This is a genomic window from Allobosea sp. FW305-C-101, from assembly GCF_058783685.1.
Genome location: NZ_JBYSYT010000002.1, coordinates 623,088 through 639,892, shown reverse-complemented (window position 1 = coordinate 639,892; position 16,805 = coordinate 623,088). Strand labels below are relative to the sequence as shown.

Below are 16,805 nucleotides of genomic sequence, written 5' to 3'. Positions count from 1 at the left end.
CCAAAGCGAAACCGCCTCCGGCCAGTGGCCGGAGGCGGTTTCTAACTTGCTTTATTCGGCGGCCTGCAGGACCGGCGGCTCGATATCGTGCCGGGCGAGCGGGCGGTTGCCCGCCAGCTTCCGCATGAGCACGTAGAAGACCGGCGTCAGGAAGATGCCGAAGGCGGTGACGCCGATCATGCCGGAAAAGACCGCGATGCCCATCGCCTGCCGCATCTCGGCCCCGGCCCCGGTCGAGATCACCAGCGGCACCACGCCCATGACGAAGGCGAGCGAGGTCATCAGGATCGGACGCAGGCGCAGGCGGCTGGCCTCGATCGCGGCCTCGACCGGCGTCCTGCCTTCGAATTCGAGCTCTCGCGCGAATTCGACGATCAGGATGGCGTTCTTGGCTGATAGCCCGACGAGCACCACGAGGCCGATCTGGGTGAAGACGTTGTTGTCGCCGCCCGAAAGCCAGACGCCGGTCAGCGCCGCCAACAGGCCCATCGGGATGATCAGCAGGATCGCGATCGGCAGGGTCATGCTCTCGTACTGGGCAGCGAGCACCAGGAAGACCAGCAGGATCGCCACCGGGAACACGATCACCGCCGAGTTGCCGGCCAGGATCTCCTGATAGGTCAGCTCGGTCCATTCGAAGGCGAAGCCCTTGGGCAGGGTCTCCTTCGCGATGCGCTCCACCGCCTCCTGCGCCTGTCCCGAGGAGAAGCCCGGCGCCGCGCCGGCGTTGATGTCGGCCGAGAGGAAGCCGTTATAGCGCATGGCGCGTTCCGGCCCGGAATCGGTGCGCACGTTGAGCACCGCGCTGAGCGGGATCATCTCGCCCGACGTCGAGCGCACCTTGAGCTGGCCGATATGCTCCGGCTGGGCGCGGAAGGGCGCATCGGCCTGGACGCGCACGGTGTAGGTGCGGCCGAAGCGGTTGAAGTCGTTGACATAGGTCGAGCCGAGATAGGTCTGCAGCGTGTCGAAGACCTCCGTCACGGGCACGCCGAGCTGGCGAGCCTTGGTGCGGTCGATATCGGCGTAGAGCTGCGGGACGTTGACCTGGAAGCTCGAGAACATGCCGGCGATCTCAGGCGCTTGCGCGGCCTTGCCCATGAAGGCCTTGGTCGCCTCGTCGAGCGCCGCATAGCCCAGCCCGGCGCGATCCTCGATCTGTAGCTTGAAGCCGCCGATCGTGCCGAGACCCTGCACGGGCGGCGGCGGGAACATCGCGATGAAGGCCTCCTTGATGCCTGAGAATTCCTTGTTGAGCTGCATCGCGATGGCGTTGCCGCTCAAGGACGGGTCCTTGCGCTGGTCGAAAGGCTTCAGACCGACGAAGACGATGCCGGAATTCGACGAGTTGGTGAAACCGTTGATCGAGAGGCCGGGGAAGGAGATGGCGTTCTCGACGCCCGGATGCTTCAGCGCGATCTCGTCCATGCGGCGGATGACATCCTCTGTCCGGTCGAGCGTCGCGGCGTCCGGCAGCTGGGCAAAGCCGACGAGGTACTGCTTGTCCTGGCCCGGCACGAAGCCCGAGGGCACCGCCTTGAAGAGCACGCCGGTCGCGCCGAGCATGATGACATAGACCGCGAGCATGATCGCGCGATGCGAGATCACCCGGCGCACGCCGCCGCCATAGGCCTCCGACGAGCGATTGAAGAAGCGGTTGAAGGCGCGGAAGAACCAGCCGAACAGCTTGTCCATGAAGCGGGTCAGCGCGTCCTTGGGAGCGTGATGGCCCCTGAGCAGGAGCGCGGCGAGCGCCGGCGACAGCGTCAGCGAGTTGATCGCCGAGATCACCGTCGAGATCGCAATGGTCAGCGCGAACTGGCGGTAGAACTGGCCGGTCAGGCCCGAGATGAAGGCGAGCGGCACGAAGACCGCGACCAGCACCAGCGCGATCGCGATGATCGGGCCGGAGACCTCGCGCATTGCCTTGTAGGTCGCTTCGCGCGGCGAGAGACCGTTCTCGATATTGCGCTCGACATTTTCGACCACGACGATCGCGTCGTCGACGACGATGCCGATGGCGAGCACCAGCCCGAACAGGCTCAGCGCATTGATCGAGAAGCCCAGGAGATACATCACCGCGAAGGTGCCGACGACCGAGACGGGCACGGCGACGAGCGGGATGATCGAGGCGCGCCAGGTCTGCAGGAAGACGATGACGACGAGCACGACGAGCGCGACGGCTTCCAGCAGCGTGGTGATCACAGCCTTGATCGAGGCTCGCACGAACTGGGTGGTGTCGTAGACGATCGAGTAGTCCACGCCTTCGGGCATGTTCTGCTTGATTTCGCGCATGGTCTCCTGAACGCGGTCGGCTATCGCGATGGCGTTCGAGCCGGGCGCCTGGAAGACCGGGACGGCGACGGCAGACTTGCCGTTGAGCAGCGAGCGCAGCGCATAGTCGGCAGCGCCCAATTCGATGCGGGAGACGTCCTTCAGCCGGACGACCGCGCCATCGGCCGCGGTCTTGACGATGATTTCGCCGAACTGCTCCTCGTTCTGGAGGCGGCCCTGCGCGTTCACCGAAAGCTGGAGGTCGAGGCCCGGCGCATTCGGCGAGGCGCCGATGACACCGGCTGCTGCCTGGACGTTCTGGGCGCGGATCTCGCGCACGACATCCCCGGGCGACAGCCCATGCTCGGCGACCTTCTGCGGATCGAGCCAGACGCGCATCGAATAGTCGCCCGAGCCGAAGAGCTGGACCTGTCCGACGCCGTCAATGCGGGCGAGCCGGTCCTTGACGTTCAGCACGGCGTAATTGCGCAGGTAGGTCATGTCGTAGCGGCCGTTCGGCGAGGTGATGTGCACCACCATCGTCAGGTCGGGCGAGCTCTTGACCGTGGTGACGCCGAGCCGGCGCACCTCCTCGGGCAGGCGCGGCTCGGCCTGGCTGACGCGGTTCTGCACCAGCTGCTGGGCCTTGTCCGGATCGGTGCCGAGCCGGAAAGTGACGTTCAGCGTCATGACACCGTCGGTCGTCGCCTGGCTCGACATGTAGAGCATGCCTTCGACGCCGTTGATCTGCTCCTCGATCGGCGTCGCCACCGTCTCGGCGATCACGCGCGGGCTGGCGCCCGGATATTGCGCCCGCACGACGACGGTCGGCGGGACGACCTCCGGGTATTCCGAGATCGGCAGGGCCCTGATCGAGAGCAACCCTGCCAGGAAGATCAGGACGGAGAGGACCGCCGCGAAGATCGGCCGGTCGATGAAGAATTTCGAGAGGTTCATGGGGCGCCCCCTTTCGAGCGGCTTATTGGACCTGCGGCCACGGACCCGCCTTTGCGGCGTCCGTGGCGGGTCATTGACGTCAGCGTTGCGCGAGTTCGGTCGCGGGCTTCTTCAGTTCGCTCTTCTGCGCCATCGGCACCGGCTCGGGCGCGACGGTCGCGCCGGGCCGCACGCGCTGGAGGCCGTTGACGATGATGCGCTCGCCCGGCTTCAGGCCGGCATTGACGACGCGCAGGCCGTCATGGGCGGCGCCGAGCGAGACCTCGCGCCAGGCCGCCTTGGTGTCGTCACCGACGACGAAGACGAACTTCTTGTTCTGGTCGGTGCCGACGGCGCGCTCGTTGATGACGAGCTGCTGCTCGGCCTTGGCCTGCCCGAGTTGGACCCGGACGAACTGACCGGGCATCAGCTTGCCATCGGGATTGTCGAGCCTTGCGCGCACCCTGACCGTGCCGCTGGCGCCGTCGATGCCGTTGTCGACGAAATGCAGTTTGCCGCTGAACTGCGCGGCCTGCGCCGTCGCGGTGGTCAGCCGGACCGGAATCTGCTCCAGCGCCCGCGAACCCTCCGGCAGTGAGGCCAGCGCATCGAGCACGCTGCGCTCGTCAGCATTGAAGGCGGCATAGATCGGATCGACCGAGAGCAGCGAGGTCAGGACCTGCCCGCCGGCCGCGATCAGGTTGCCGACGGTGACGTCGAGCCGGCCGATGCGGCCGCTGATCGGCGCGCGGATCTGCGTGTAGTCGAGGTTGAGCTGCGCCGTGCGGCGGGCGGCCTCGGCGGCCTGAACGTTCGCCTGCGCCTCCCGCAGGTTGTTCACGCGGGTATCGATGTCGCGCTGGGAGAGGTTGCGGGTCGCCAGCAATTGCTGACCGCGCTCGTTCTCGCTCTCGGCAAGGGCGACCCGCGCCTTCGCGCCCTGCACCTGCGCCTCGGCCCGCTGGAGATCGGCGAGATAGGGCGCCTGGTCGATGCTGACGAGCAGCTCGCCCTGCTTCACGAGATTGCCCTCGCGGAAATGCACGGCTTCGACGACGCCGGCGACACGCGAGCGCAGTTCGACGCGCTCGATCGCCTCCAGCCGGCCGGAGAACTCGGCCCAGGGCACGACCTCGCGCGCCTCGACGATCGCAACGGAGACGGGGACGGCCGGCGGGGTTGCAGGGGTGGTATCGCCCTGCGCGCGGGTGCCGGACAATGCGAAGACCGTGATGGCGGTCAGTGCGACGGAGGCGGTGAGGCCGGCCAAAAGGCCGCGACGGTTCGTTCCCGGAATCATGGGTCGGTCCTTCCTTGGAAATGCGTTGGGGTGTTTGAAAAGGGGCGGGCCGCTAGGAGGGCGCGGTCCGTTCATAGAAGGCGGCGATCTCGCCGCAGCTCTTGCAGAGACAGGAGCCTTCCTCCGCCGCATCCGCATAGGCCTGCGGCCAGCGCGTCGGCGCGGTGAACTCGACATGGCGGACGGCGATGCCGGCCTGGCCGAGACGATCTGCGTATTGCGCGGCTTCGTCGCGCATCGGATCGTCCTGCCCGCTGATCAGCAGGGCCGGCGGCAGGCCGGCGAGGCGGGTCGCCTGGAGCGGGGCGGCGTAAGGGTGGGCGGCGCGCTCCGGCGTGCCGAGATAATCGGCCCAGCCATCGGCCCAGCGACAGCCGACCGGGCCGGCTTGGACATCGCGTAAGGAGGCGGTGCCGAGGCAGGCATCGAGCATTGGCGAGAACAGGATCTGGCCGGCGAGCGCCGGGCCGCCACGATCGCGCGCCATCATGGCCAGCGCCGCGGCGAGATTGCCGCCGGCTTCCTCGCCGGCGATGTAGAGCGGCGCGCCGCGCGTCGCCCAGCGATTGCGCCCCCTGGCGAGAGCCTCGAGCGCTGCATAGATGCGCTCCAGCGTCTCGGGGAAGCGCTTGATCGGCGCGAGCGGATAGGAGAGCGAGAACACGACGGCGCCGGCCTCGGTCAAGGCCGTGGCGACAGCCTGCCCTTCGGCCGGCGAGCCGCTGTTGAAGTGGCCGCCATGCAGATGCAGCACGAGCCCGGCATTCTCCGGAACCTCGGCGGGAACGTAGAGGCGGCCGGTGAAGCTCTCTCCACGGGCGCTCAAGGTCTCCTCCCGCCAGAAGACGGAGAGGACCGGTTGCAGTTTCTGCGCGGCGATCGCGGGCATGGACGCACCCTCGCTGTTGCGTTGCACCACGAGATAGTGAATCGAGATTTCGGAATAAATACGCTATCTGCTTATTCATTGTTCACGTACGGAAACAATCTGAGGGCTTATGGACCAGCTTGCCGCGATGCGGGCCTTCGTGCGGGTCGTCGAGACCGGGACTTTCACGCGCGCCGCCGATCTCCTGGACATGCCGAAGCCGACCGTCACCAAGCTGATCCAGCAGCTCGAAGCGCATCTGCGCGCCAAGCTGCTGAACCGGACGACGCGGCGCGTAACCGTGACCATGGATGGCGCGGCCTATTACGAACGCGCGCTGCGCCTGCTCGACGAACTCTCGGAGCTCGATGCGAGTCTCACGTTGGCGCAGGCACGGCCGAGCGGGCGGCTCCGGGTCGATTGCAGCTCGTCGCTGGCGGTCTCGGTGATCATCCCGGCGTTGCACGAGTTCCAGGCGCGCTATCCCGATATCCAGCTCGATCTCGGCCTGAGCGACCGGCCGGCCGACCTGATCGGCGAGAACCTTGATTGCGCCGTGCGAGCCGGCGAGATCGTCGACCAGAGCCTGATCGCGAGGCGGATCGGCGAGATGCAGCTCATCACCTGCGCGACACCGGACTATCTCGCCCGCTACGGCACGCCGCTGCACCCGCGCGATATCGAGGATGGGCACCAGATCGTCGCCTATCGGCCGGCCCTCGGCGGCCGGGTGCTGCCGCTGGTCTACCAGAGCCTCAGCGAGACGATCGAGGTCAGCGGACGCTACGCGATCGCGCTCAATGACGGCATGGGCTATCTCGCCGCCGGGCTCGCAAGCCACGGTATCATGCAATTGCCGACCTTCATGGCCCGCGTGCCCATCGCGGACGGGCGGCTCGTGCCGCTGCTGCTGGACTGGTGCACGGCGCCGAAGCCGCTGCACATCGTCTATCCGCCGAACCGCCACCTCAGCAACAAGGTGCGCGTCTTCGTCGACTGGCTGGCGGAACTGTTCGCGCGAGACGAGTTCGTGCTGTCGCGCGGTGGCAGTTGCAAGCCGACGATCCTGCCTTCCGTGCCGGTGCCGGCCAAGGCCGATCAGCTCTCGTCGAGCAGCAGCGCGTAGATGTCCTCGCCGCCCGCGGCCTTGCGGATGCGCTCGCGGATCTCGACCGGGCGCAGGCGCTTGGCGATGCAGGCCAGCGCATCGATGCGGCCCTTGCCGCCATTCACCGGCGTCAGCACGAGGCAGACGAGATCGACCGGCGCACCATCGATCGCCTCATAGGCGACGGGCTTCTCCAATCGCGCCAGCAGGCCGAAGGGCTCAAACAGGCCTTCGACCGGCGCATGCGGCATCGCCAGGCCGCCGCCGACGCCGGTGGAGCCCAGCGCCTCGCGCCGGTTTAGCGCCTCGAGGATCGCGGCTTCGGGCAAGGCGAGCTGCTCGGCGGCCTTCTTCGCAAGCGCCCGGAACAGGGCCGGCTTGTTCGCGGCGGCGAGCCTGACGATCGAGCGCGGGCGGATGATGTCGGATGGGATCATGGGTCGGTCTTGCGCCTTGCGGCAGGGCTCACTCGGCTTCGCGCAGGCGGTAGCCGACGCCGGTCTCGGTGGTGATGTATTGCGGCTGGTCGGGGATGCGCTCGATCTTCTGGCGCAATTGCCGGACGTAGACGCGCAGGTACTGGACATCGGCCGAGGCGCCCCAGACCTGCTTCATCAGGAACTGATGGGTCAGCACTTTGCCGGCATGCTGCACGAGGATGCGCAGGATGTCGTATTCCTTGGGCGAGAGCTTCACCTCCTGATCGCCCAGCCTGACGATGCGCTTGACGAGGTCGACCGAGAGCTCGCCGGTCTGGAAGATCGGCTTCTCACCCTGCTGCTGGAGCTTGTGGCGCAGTGCGACGCGCAGGCGGGCTGCCAGCTCCTTCATGCCGAAAGGCTTGGTGACATAGTCGTCGGCGCCGTTCTCCAGCGCCGCGACGATGCCGGCCTCGTCGGTGCGGCTCGACAGGATGACGATGGGCAGGGCCAACGCCTCCGCGCGCCATTTCTGCAGGAGTTCCTGTCCGGACATGTCGGGCAGGCCGAGATCGAGGATGACGAGGTCGGGCAGCTCCTCGGCGATGCGTTCGATCGCCTCGCCTGCCGTCGCGGCCTCGCGGATGGCATAGCCCTCGGTCGAGAGGCCGACGCGCAGCAGGCGGCGGATCGCCGGCTCGTCGTCCACGACCAGCACCTTGATGTCCGTTGCCGTCATGATTGTGGTTCCAATGGCTTCAGCTGGCTTTCGGCCGGCATGCGGATGGTGAAGACCGCGCCGCTGCGATCCGCACGGTTCGCCGCCGTGATCGTACCGCCCATCGCCTCGACGAAGCCGCGGCATATGGCGAGGCCGAGCCCGGTTCCGGCGCGGACCTGATCGCCCTTGCGGACGCGGTAGAAGCTGTCGAAGACGCGCTCCAGATCGGTGGGCGGCAGGCCCGGCCCCTCGTCGGTCACCGTCACCAGCACGTCGCGGCTGTCCTGCCGGGCACGGATGGCGATGGCGCTATCTGTCGGCGCATATTTCGCGGCATTGTCGAGCAAGTTGAACAGCACCTGCTCGAACAGGACGGGATCGAGCCGGAGCATCGGCAGGTCGCCGGGCAGGGCGGTCTCGATGGGGTGGCCGGCGGTGATCTTGCTGGCGCGGCGCAAAGCGCTGCCGACGACATCGGCGACATCGACCAGGGCCGCATTCGGTTCCATCGCGCCGGATTCGATCCGGGTCATGTCGAGGAGATTGGCGATGAAGCGGTTGAGGCGCTCGGATTCGTCGATCACGGTCGCGAGCAGGGCCGTGCGGTCGTCCTCAGGCAGGGCGTTGCGATAGTCGCGCAAGGTTCCGGCCGCGCCCATGATCGAGGCCAGCGGCGTCTTCAGGTCATGCGAGATCGAGGTCAGCAACGCCGAGCGCAGGCGGTCGGCCTCGGCCGCGAGCTTGGCACGGTCGACATCGGCGACGAGCTGGATGCGCTCGATCGCGACGGCGGCCTGGTCGGCCAGCGCATCGAGCAGGCGCTGCTGCTCCGGCGTCAGCAGCGGGCCTTCCTTGTCGTCGTCGAGGCCGATCACGCCGATCGCGGTGCGGCCGGTGCGCAGGGGCAGATAGAGCCGCTTGGCGCCCGGCAGTGTGTCGGCGCCGCGCCCTGCCGGGCGGTCATGCTCCCAGGCCCAGCGCGCGGCGGCGATATCGGCATCGACCAGCGTGTCGTCGGGCGGATAGCCGGCGCGAACGGCGATCGTTCCATCCTCGGGCATCAGGATGACGACGCGCAGGCGCAGCATCGAGGCGATCTGGAAGGCACTGGCCCAGAGCACGTCGTCGAGCGTGCCGGTGCCGGCGAGCTTCTTCGAGAAGAGATAGAGGTCCTCAGTGGTGCGGACGCGCTGGCGGGCGGCGTTGGCCTGGCGCTGGACGCGGGCGGTGAGGTTCGAGGCGATCAGCGCGACGAGCAGGAAGAAGCCGAGCGCGACGACGTTCTCCGGATCGGCGATCGTCAGCGTGTAAAGCGGCGGGATGAAGAAGAAGTTCAGCGCGAGGGCACTAAGAAATGAGGCGAAGAGGGCCGGCCCCAGCCCCGTGGTCACGGCCGAGGCGAGCACCGCAGTGAGGAAGACAAGCGCGATATTGCGCAGGTCCATGATCTGGCTGAGCAGTTCGGCCGCACCCAGCGCAGCGGCGACATAAGCGGCTGCAGCGAGATAAGGCCTTGGCGCGAAGCCGGGCTTGCCGATGGCCGAGACGCCGGCATCCGCCTCCGGCGGCTGTTCCCGCAAGGCGACGACATGCACGCCGATATCGCCGGCCCGGCTGATCAATTCATGCGAGACGGAAGGCTTCAGCCATTCACGCCAGCGCGGCTTGGCCGGCTTGCCGACGATGATCTGGGTGACGTTGCCGGCGGCGGCATGGCGCAGGATCTCGCCAGCCACATCCTGTCCGGGCAGGGTTATCGCCTCGCCACCGAGCTGGGCCGCGAGTCTCAGCGCATTGGCGATCCGCGTCTTCGCCGCTTCCGACAGGGCCGCGGCCTGCGGCGTCTCGACATAAAGCGCGCTCCAGGGCGCGCGCAGACGGTCGGCCTGCCGCTTGGCATGGCGGATGAGGGCAGGGGCCCCGGCGCTGTCGTCGATGCAGACCAGGATGCGCTCACCCGCCGCCCAGGGGCCGGAGATCGCGTGCTCCTGCATATGGCTGAGGAGCTGGTCGTCGACCCGTTGGGCGGTGCGGCGCAATGCCAGTTCGCGCAGCGCCGTCAGGTTGCCCGGGGAGAAATAGTTGGCGACGGCGCGCTTGGCGGTCTTGCCGAGATAGACCTTGCCCTCTTCGAGGCGCTTGATCAGGTCTGCCGGCGTCAGGTCGATGATCTCGATGTCGTCGGCGCGGTCGACGATCGAATCCGGCACGGTCTCGCGCACGCGGATGCGGGTGATCTGGGCGACGACGTCGTTCAGGCTCTCGACATGCTGGATGTTGAGCGTGGTGTAGACGTCGATGCCGCGCGACAGCAGTTCCTCGACATCGAGATAGCGCTTGGGATGGCGGCTGCCGGGCGCGTTGGTATGGGCGAGCTCGTCGACGAGGACGAGGGCCGGGCGGCGCGCCAGGATCGCGTCGAGGTCCATCTCGTCGAGCGCGCGGCCCTTGTAGTCGACGAGCCGGCGCGGGACGATCTCGAAGCCATCGACCAGCGCTTGCGTCTCGCTGCGACCGTGTGTCTCGACGACGCCGATCACGACATCGACCCCTTCGGCCCGGCGGGCGCGGCCGGAGGTCAGCATCTCGTAGGTCTTGCCGACGCCGGGCGCCGCGCCGAGGAAGATCTTCAGACGGCCGCGACCTTCGCGCTGGGCGCTGGCCAGCAGCGCCTCCGGCGAGGGCCTGCCTCTCGTCTCGCGATGGCTGTCGGCGATGGTCATGCGGTCCGCAGGGGAAAGCGGCGGCGCCTCATGCGCCGCCGGGGCCTTTGTGTCAGCGCTGGGCGGCGCCGTCGAGAGCAAGGTTCAGCGCGAGCACGTTGACGACCGGCTCGCCGATGAAGCCGAGCTTGCGCCGCTCGACATGGGTATCGACGAGCGCTTTCAGCGTCGCCGGGTCGGCATTGCGGGCCTTGGCGACGCGCGCGATCTGGAAATAGGCGGCCTCAGGCGAGATATGCGGGTCGAGCCCGCTGCCCGACGTGGTCACCAGCTCCATCGGCACGGGCGCATCCGGGTTCTCCGCCTTGAGCTTCTCGGTCTCGGCCTTGATGCGGTCGACCAGCTTCTGGTTGGTCGGGCCGAGATTGGAGCCGCTGGAATTGGCGGCGTTATAGGGCGCGTCCATGGTCTTCGTGCTGTCGTTGGGATCGGCGCCGACCGTCGCCGAGGGGCGGCCGTGGAAATAGCGCTCGCTGGTGAAGTTCTGGCCGATCAGGCTGGAGCCGATGATCTTGCCGTCCTTCTCGATCAGGCTGCCATTGGCCTGGCGCGGGAAGACGGCCTGGGCGATGCCGGTCATCGCGAGCGGGTAGGCGAGGCCGGTGATGGCGGTCAGCGCGACGATCATCACGAGGGCGGGGCGGATCTGCTTGAGCATGTCTGCGGCTCCTTAGACGAGGCCGAGGGCGGTGATGGCCATGTCGATGGCCTTGATGCCGATGAAGGGGACGACGAGGCCGCCGAGCCCGTAGACGAGAAGGTTGCGGCTGAGCAGCGCACCGGCGCCGACGGCGCGATACTTCACGCCCTTCAGCGCGAGCGGGATCAGCGCGACGATGATCAGCGCGTTGAAGATGATCGCGGAGAGGATGGCGCTCTGCGGCGTCTGCAGCCCCATGATGTTGAGCGCGCCGAGCTGCGGATAGAAGGCCAGGAACATCGCCGGAATGATGGCGAAATACTTGGCGACGTCGTTGGCGATCGAGAAGGTCGTCAGCGCGCCGCGCGTCATCAGCAGCTGCTTGCCGATCTCGACGATCTCGATGAGCTTGGTCGGGTCGCTATCGAGATCGACCATGTTGCCGGCCTCGCGCGCGGCGACCGTGCCGGTGTTCATGGCGACGCCGACATCGGCCTGGGCGAGGGCAGGCGCATCGTTGGTGCCATCGCCGCACATGGCGACGAGCTTGCCCTTCGCCTGTTCCTCGCGGATCAGCGCGAGCTTGTTCTCGGGCGTCGCCTGGGCGAGGAAATCGTCGACGCCGGCCTCGGCCGCGATGGCGGCGGCGGTCATCGGGTTGTCGCCGGTGATCATCACCGTGCGGATGCCCATGCGGCGCAGTTCCGTGAAGCGCTCGCGGATGCCGCCCTTCACGATGTCCTTGAGATGGACGATGCCGAGCAGGCGGCCGTCGCGGGCGACCGCAAGCGGCGTGCCGCCGGCCTTGGCGATCTCGGCGGCGATGGCCTGGACCTCGCGCACTGTTTCCGGCGTGGATTTGGTGCTGGCGCCCTCGACATATTTCAGGACGGCATCGACCGCGCCCTTGCGGATTTGCGAGCCCTCGAGGTCGACGCCGCTCATCCGGCTCTGCGCGGTGAAGGGCACGAAGGTCGCGTGCAGGCTGCCCATATCGCGGGCGCGGATGGCGTATTTCTCCTTGGCGAGCACGACGATCGAGCGGCCTTCCGGCGTCTCGTCGGCGAGCGAAGCGATCTGGGCGGCATCGGCCAGCTCCTGCTCGCCGACGCCGCGCACGGGGCGGAACTCGGTCGCCTGGCGGTTGCCGAGCGTGATCGTGCCGGTCTTGTCGAGCAGCAGCGTGTCGACATCGCCGGCAGCCTCGACGGCGCGGCCGGACATGGCGAGCACGTTGAAGCGCACGAGACGGTCCATGCCGGCGATGCCGATGGCCGAGAGCAGGGCGCCGATCGTGGTCGGGATCAGCGTGACGAACAGCGCGACCAGCACCACGACCGGGATATAGCCGCCGGCATAGGTAGCGAAGCTCGGGATCGTCACGGTCGCGAGCACGAAGATCAGCGTCATGCCGGCGAGCAGGATGTTGAGCGCGATCTCGTTCGGCGTCTTCTGGCGCTCTGCGCCCTCGACCAGCGCGATCATGCGGTCGATGAAGGTCGAGCCGGCCGCGGCGGTGATGCGCACGCGGATCCAGTCGGAGAGCACCTGCGTGCCGCCGGTCACGGCCGAGCGGTCGCCGCCGGATTCGCGGATCACGGGCGCGGATTCGCCGGTGATCGCGGCCTCGTTGACCGAGGCGACGCCCTCGATGACCTCGCCGTCGGAGGGGATGATGTCGCCGGCCTCGACCAGCACGAAATCGCCGACCTTGAGCGAGGTGCCGGGAACGAGCCGGAACTGGCTACGATCATCGCCCGAGAGCAGCTTGGCTTCGGTTTCGGAGCGGGTCTTGCGCAGCGAGTCGGCCTGGGCCTTGCCGCGCCCCTCGGCCACCGCTTCCGCGAAATTGGCGAAGAGCACGGTGAACCAGAGCCAGAGCACGATCTGGAAGGAGAAGCCGAGATTGGCGCCTCCGGTGGCGAGGTCCTTCAGGAAGAGAACAGTGGTCAGCGCCGAGACCACGGCGACGACGAACATCACCGGGTTGCGGGCGAGGCTGCGCGGGTCGAGCTTGCGGAAGGCGTCGGCGAGGGCCGGCAGCAGGATCCGGGCGTCAATCAGGCTCGCGGATTTGGACGGGCTCATTAAGAGGCTCCAGCGGAAGGGTGTCGGGTCCGGCTCAGGCAGCGGCGACGAGGCCGGCGAGCGCCCGGACGAGCAGCAGGACGAGGAACAAAGCGACCGTCAGGCCGAGGATGATTGTGGCAGGGCGCGGTGGCGCCCCGTCCGTTTCCCGCGAGGCGGCGTCGCGATGGACGGCCTCGCGGCGCAATTGGCGCAGGCAGCTTGCCATGACGATCTCCTCAGAAGCTTTGGCCGGCGAGCATCGCGAGATGCTCGACGATCGGGCCGACGGCAAGCGCGGGGAAGAAGGTCAGGCCGCCGACGATCAGGATGACGCCGACGAGCAGGCCGACGAAGAGCGGGCCGTCTGTGGGGAAGGTGCCGGCCGAGGCGGGCACGGACTTCTTCGCGGCAAGCGATCCCGCGATGGCGAGCGCCGGGATGATGACCAGGAAGCGGCCGACCAGCATCGTGATGCCGAGCGTGGTGTTGTACCAGAGCGTGTTGGCCGAGAGGCTGGCGAAGGCCGAGCCATTGTTCGCCGCCGCCGAGGTATAGGCATAGAGGATCTCGGAGAAGCCGTGCGGACCGCTATTGCCGGCGGAGGCCACCGCCCCGGGCAGCACGACCGCGATCGCGGTGAAGACCAGCATGCCGACCGGCAGGCAGAGGATGGCGAGCATCGCCATCTTGACCTCGCGCGCCTCGATCTTCTTGCCGAGATATTCCGGCGTGCGGCCGACCATCAGGCCGGCGACGAAGATCGCCAGCACGACGAAGAGCACGATGCCGTAGAAGCCGGCGCCGACGCCGCCGACGATGACCTCACCGAGCTCCATGTTGATCAGCGGGATCAGCCCGCCGAGCGCGGTGAAGCTGCCATGCATGGCGTTGACCGCGCCGCAGGAGGCCGCCGTGGTGACGACGGCGAAGAGGGCGGAAAGCGGGATGCCGAAGCGCATCTCCTTGCCCTCGAGATTGCCGCCCTGAAGGCCGAGCCCCTGGACCAGCGGATTGCCGGCGGCCTCCGCCCAGTAGCAGACGGCAATGCCGGCGATGAACATCACGCCCATGGCCGAGAGGATCGCCCAGCCCTGCCGCTCGTTGCCGACCATCCGGCCGAAGACGTTGGTCAGCGCGGCGCCGATCGCGAAGATCGAGACCATCTGGATCAGGTTCGAGATGGCGTCGGGGTTCTCGAAGGGATGGGCCGAGTTGGCGTTGAAGAAGCCGCCGCCATTGGTGCCGAGCATCTTGATCGCGAGCTGGGAGGCGACCGGGCCGCGAGCGATGGTCTGCTGCGCGCCTTCGAGCGTCGTCGCCGTCACCGAGGGATCGAGCGTCTGCGGGACGCCGAGCGCGACATAGGCCAGCGTCAGCAGGATGCAGAGCGGCAGCAGGACGTAGAGCGTCGCACGGGTCAGGTCGACCCAGAAGCTGCCGACCGACTTGGCCGATGCGCGCGCGAAACCACGGATCAGCGCGACGGCGATGGCGATGCCGGTCGCGCCCGAGACGAAGTTCTGCACGGTCAGGCCGAGCATCTGCGTCAGGTAGGACATCGTGCTCTCGCCGCCATAGCTTTGCCAGTTCGTGTTGGTGACGAAGCTGACCGCCGTGTTGAAGGCGAGGTCGGGCGTAACCGCGCCCATGCCGTCCGGGTTCAGCGGCAGCAGGCCCTGGAAGCGCTGCAGCCCGTAGAGCAGCAGCAGGCCGGCGAGGTTGAACAGCAGCAGCGCGGCCGCATAGCCGCTCCAGTGCTGCTCCTCGCGCTCATGCGTGCCGGCGAGCGCATAGAGCCCGCGCTCGACCGGCGCGAGCACGGGAGAGAGGAAGGTGTGCTCGCCCTTGAAGACGCGCGTCATGTAGCTGCCGAGCGGCTTCACCAAGGCGAGCACGATCGCGCAGAAGAGGAGGATCTGGATCCAGCCGTAGAGTGTCATGGGAAGGCTTTCTCAGCTTGCGCCGGCGCTCAGAAGCGCTCGGGGCGCAGCAGCGCATAGGTGAGATAGACGAGCAGGACCGCGGTCACCGCGCCGCCGAGGAGATAATCGACGAACATGGGGGGCTCCTTCAGAGCGCGTTGCAGGCCGAGACATAGGCGAGGGCTGCCGCGAAGAAGCCGAGACCGAGCGCGAGCATGGCGATATCCATTGCCGAGGTCCTTTCGACCGGGCGTTACCGATGGGCCGACGCGCGCGGTCCCACCTTCCTGCGGAAGGCGAGGACGCGAGCAGATCGACCATGGCTGGGATTATCGTGCTGGCGGCATAGCCGTTCGAGACGGCGGGCGGCGTCGCAAAATAGGAATTTTATAGGAATTCGCCCGGTCGCTGGGCGCAGCGACCGGGCGGCTTGGTCTGGGGCTTGTCCGAAACGTCCTAGCGTTCGCGGAAGACGCGCTCCGCGTGGTCCATCAGCGGCTTGACGAGATAGGACAGCGCGGTGCGCTCGTCGGTCGAGATGAAGACTTCGACGGGCATGCCCGGCAGCAGGCGACGCTCGCCGAGCGCGATGGCGGCGTCCTCGATCTGGACCTCGCCGACATAGAAATTCTGGCCGCTGACGGGGTCCTTCGAGGTCGCCGGCGAGATATGGGCCAGCTTGCCGGAGACCTCGGGCGTCGTGTTGCGGTTGAAGGCGGAGAAGCGCATCCGCGCGGTCTGCCCGACTTGGATCTGATCGATGTCGTTGGGCGCGATGCGGACTTCGACGACCAGTTTCGCGCTCTGCGGCACGATCGTGGCCAGCCGTGCCGCGGGGGTGATGACACCGCCGACGGTGAAGATCATCAGCTCGTTGACCGTGCCTGCGATCGGCGCGCGGATTTCCATGCGCGCAAGCCGGTCCTCGTTGGCGATACGGCGGTCGCTCAGCTCGGAGACCTTGGCCTCGACCTGGCGCAATTCGCGCTGCGCCTCGGTGCGGGCCGTCTCGTCGATCGCGATGATCTGGAGGCGGGCGTCGCTGATGCGCAGCTTCGCACGCGCAAGCGTCGCATCGATCTCGCCGCGCTCGCCCAGCAGCCGCGCCCATTCGCGGTTGATGTTGAAGACTTTGACGCCGTCGATGAAGCCCTTCTGGAAGAGGCTGAGATATTTGGCGCGCTCGAGATCGACGAGCCTGAGTTCCTCGACCTTCGCGACCTGCCGCGATTCCAGCCCGCGGATCTCCTCGCCCGACTGGACGATCGAAATCTCCAGCTGCTCCTTGCGGCTGTCGCGATTGGCCTTGTTGCCGGTGAAGAGGCGGGCCTCGCCCTCGCGGATATGGTCGACCTCGTCGGAAAGCGTCGCGATCTCGGACGGAAAGGTGATGCTCGCCAGATTGTCGCGTTCGGCGATGAGTCTGGCCTTGCGGCCGAGATTCTCGGCGAGCTGGGAGCGGATGATCGACAGTTCGGCCCTCGTCTGGACATCGTCGAGCCGGAAGAGCACCTGACCTTCCTCGACGCGGTCGCCCTGGCGGACGGCGATCGACTGGACGATGCCGCCGTCGCGGTGCTGCACCTCCTTGAGGTTCTGGTCGATCTTGACGGCGCCCTGCGTGACGACGGCGCCATTCAGCGCGGCATTTGCTGCCCAGCCGCCGAAGCCGAGGACCAGCAGCAGGGCGATGGCGGCGCCAGTGACGACATGGCCACGCAGGCTGAAGTTCGCCTGGCGGGCCCGGGCCTTTTTGGCTGCTTTCGCCGAAGCGGCGGCGAAATCGTGGTTATGGGCGTTCATCGGCATTGTCCCCTTGCCGGC

The 16,805-nt window shown here is 67.5% G+C and carries 13 protein-coding genes; 1 reads left to right on the top strand and 12 read right to left on the bottom strand.

Annotation, left to right across the window (positions count from 1 at the left end):
* Window positions 1-51: 51 nt before the first annotated feature.
* The 3 genes from AC3WMA_RS10570 to AC3WMA_RS10560 form a co-directional block, all read right to left on the bottom strand.
* The gene (locus tag AC3WMA_RS10570) at window positions 52-3,231 is read right to left on the bottom strand and encodes an efflux RND transporter permease subunit (RefSeq protein WP_492285319.1); all 3,180 of its coding nucleotides are present in this window, start codon (window positions 3,229-3,231) and stop codon (window positions 52-54) included.
* A 79-nt stretch (window positions 3,232-3,310) separates the two neighbouring features.
* Window positions 3,311-4,510: an efflux RND transporter periplasmic adaptor subunit gene (locus AC3WMA_RS10565; RefSeq protein WP_492285318.1), complete on the bottom strand. Its 1,200-nt coding sequence runs from the start codon at window positions 4,508-4,510 to the stop codon at window positions 3,311-3,313.
* Between the two features lie 52 nt (window positions 4,511-4,562).
* Window positions 4,563-5,399, bottom strand: coding sequence for an alpha/beta hydrolase fold domain-containing protein (locus AC3WMA_RS10560; protein ID WP_492285317.1), 837 nt, complete (start codon window positions 5,397-5,399; stop codon window positions 4,563-4,565).
* 109 nt (window positions 5,400-5,508) lie between these two features.
* Between AC3WMA_RS10560 and AC3WMA_RS10555 the strand changes: the two genes are divergently transcribed.
* Window positions 5,509-6,504 carry a LysR family transcriptional regulator gene (locus AC3WMA_RS10555; protein ID WP_492285316.1) on the top strand — a complete coding sequence of 332 codons (996 nt, stop codon included), beginning with the start codon at window positions 5,509-5,511 and terminating at the stop codon, window positions 6,502-6,504.
* Here the strand turns inward: AC3WMA_RS10555 and AC3WMA_RS10550 are convergent.
* The 9 genes from AC3WMA_RS10550 to AC3WMA_RS10510 form a co-directional block, all read right to left on the bottom strand.
* Window positions 6,477-6,923 carry a PTS sugar transporter subunit IIA gene (locus AC3WMA_RS10550; RefSeq protein ID WP_492285315.1) on the bottom strand — a complete coding sequence of 149 codons (447 nt, stop codon included), beginning with the start codon at window positions 6,921-6,923 and terminating at the stop codon, window positions 6,477-6,479. The genes AC3WMA_RS10555 and AC3WMA_RS10550 overlap by 28 nt on opposite strands.
* 28 nt (window positions 6,924-6,951) lie before the next feature.
* A complete protein-coding gene (locus AC3WMA_RS10545; RefSeq protein WP_492285314.1) occupies window positions 6,952-7,644 on the bottom strand; it encodes a response regulator transcription factor in 693 nt (230 codons plus the stop codon).
* The gene (locus AC3WMA_RS10540) at window positions 7,641-10,349 is read right to left on the bottom strand and encodes a DUF4118 domain-containing protein (RefSeq protein WP_492285313.1); all 2,709 of its coding nucleotides are present in this window, start codon (window positions 10,347-10,349) and stop codon (window positions 7,641-7,643) included. The genes AC3WMA_RS10545 and AC3WMA_RS10540 overlap by 4 nt, the downstream gene beginning before the upstream one ends.
* 52 nt (window positions 10,350-10,401) lie before the next feature.
* A complete protein-coding gene (locus AC3WMA_RS10535; RefSeq protein ID WP_492285312.1) occupies window positions 10,402-11,007 on the bottom strand; it encodes a K(+)-transporting ATPase subunit C in 606 nt (201 codons plus the stop codon).
* Between the two features lie 12 nt (window positions 11,008-11,019).
* On the bottom strand, window positions 11,020-13,077 hold the full coding sequence (gene kdpB / locus AC3WMA_RS10530) for a potassium-transporting ATPase subunit KdpB (RefSeq protein ID WP_492285311.1): 2,058 nt from the start codon (window positions 13,075-13,077) through the stop codon (window positions 11,020-11,022).
* A gap of 34 nt (window positions 13,078-13,111) precedes the next feature.
* The gene (locus AC3WMA_RS10525) at window positions 13,112-13,285 is read right to left on the bottom strand and encodes a hypothetical protein (RefSeq protein WP_492285310.1); all 174 of its coding nucleotides are present in this window, start codon (window positions 13,283-13,285) and stop codon (window positions 13,112-13,114) included.
* A gap of 10 nt (window positions 13,286-13,295) precedes the next feature.
* Window positions 13,296-14,999, bottom strand: a complete 1,704-nt coding sequence (kdpA, locus tag AC3WMA_RS10520) for a potassium-transporting ATPase subunit KdpA (protein WP_492285309.1) — start codon at window positions 14,997-14,999, stop codon at window positions 13,296-13,298.
* 29 nt (window positions 15,000-15,028) lie between these two features.
* Entirely contained in the window at window positions 15,029-15,118 is a 90-nt protein-coding gene (locus AC3WMA_RS10515; RefSeq protein WP_173044066.1) for a K(+)-transporting ATPase subunit F, read from the bottom strand.
* A 319-nt stretch (window positions 15,119-15,437) separates the two neighbouring features.
* Window positions 15,438-16,784, bottom strand: a complete 1,347-nt coding sequence (locus AC3WMA_RS10510) for an HlyD family type I secretion periplasmic adaptor subunit (RefSeq protein WP_492285308.1) — start codon at window positions 16,782-16,784, stop codon at window positions 15,438-15,440.
* Window positions 16,785-16,805: the final 21 nt, after the last annotated feature.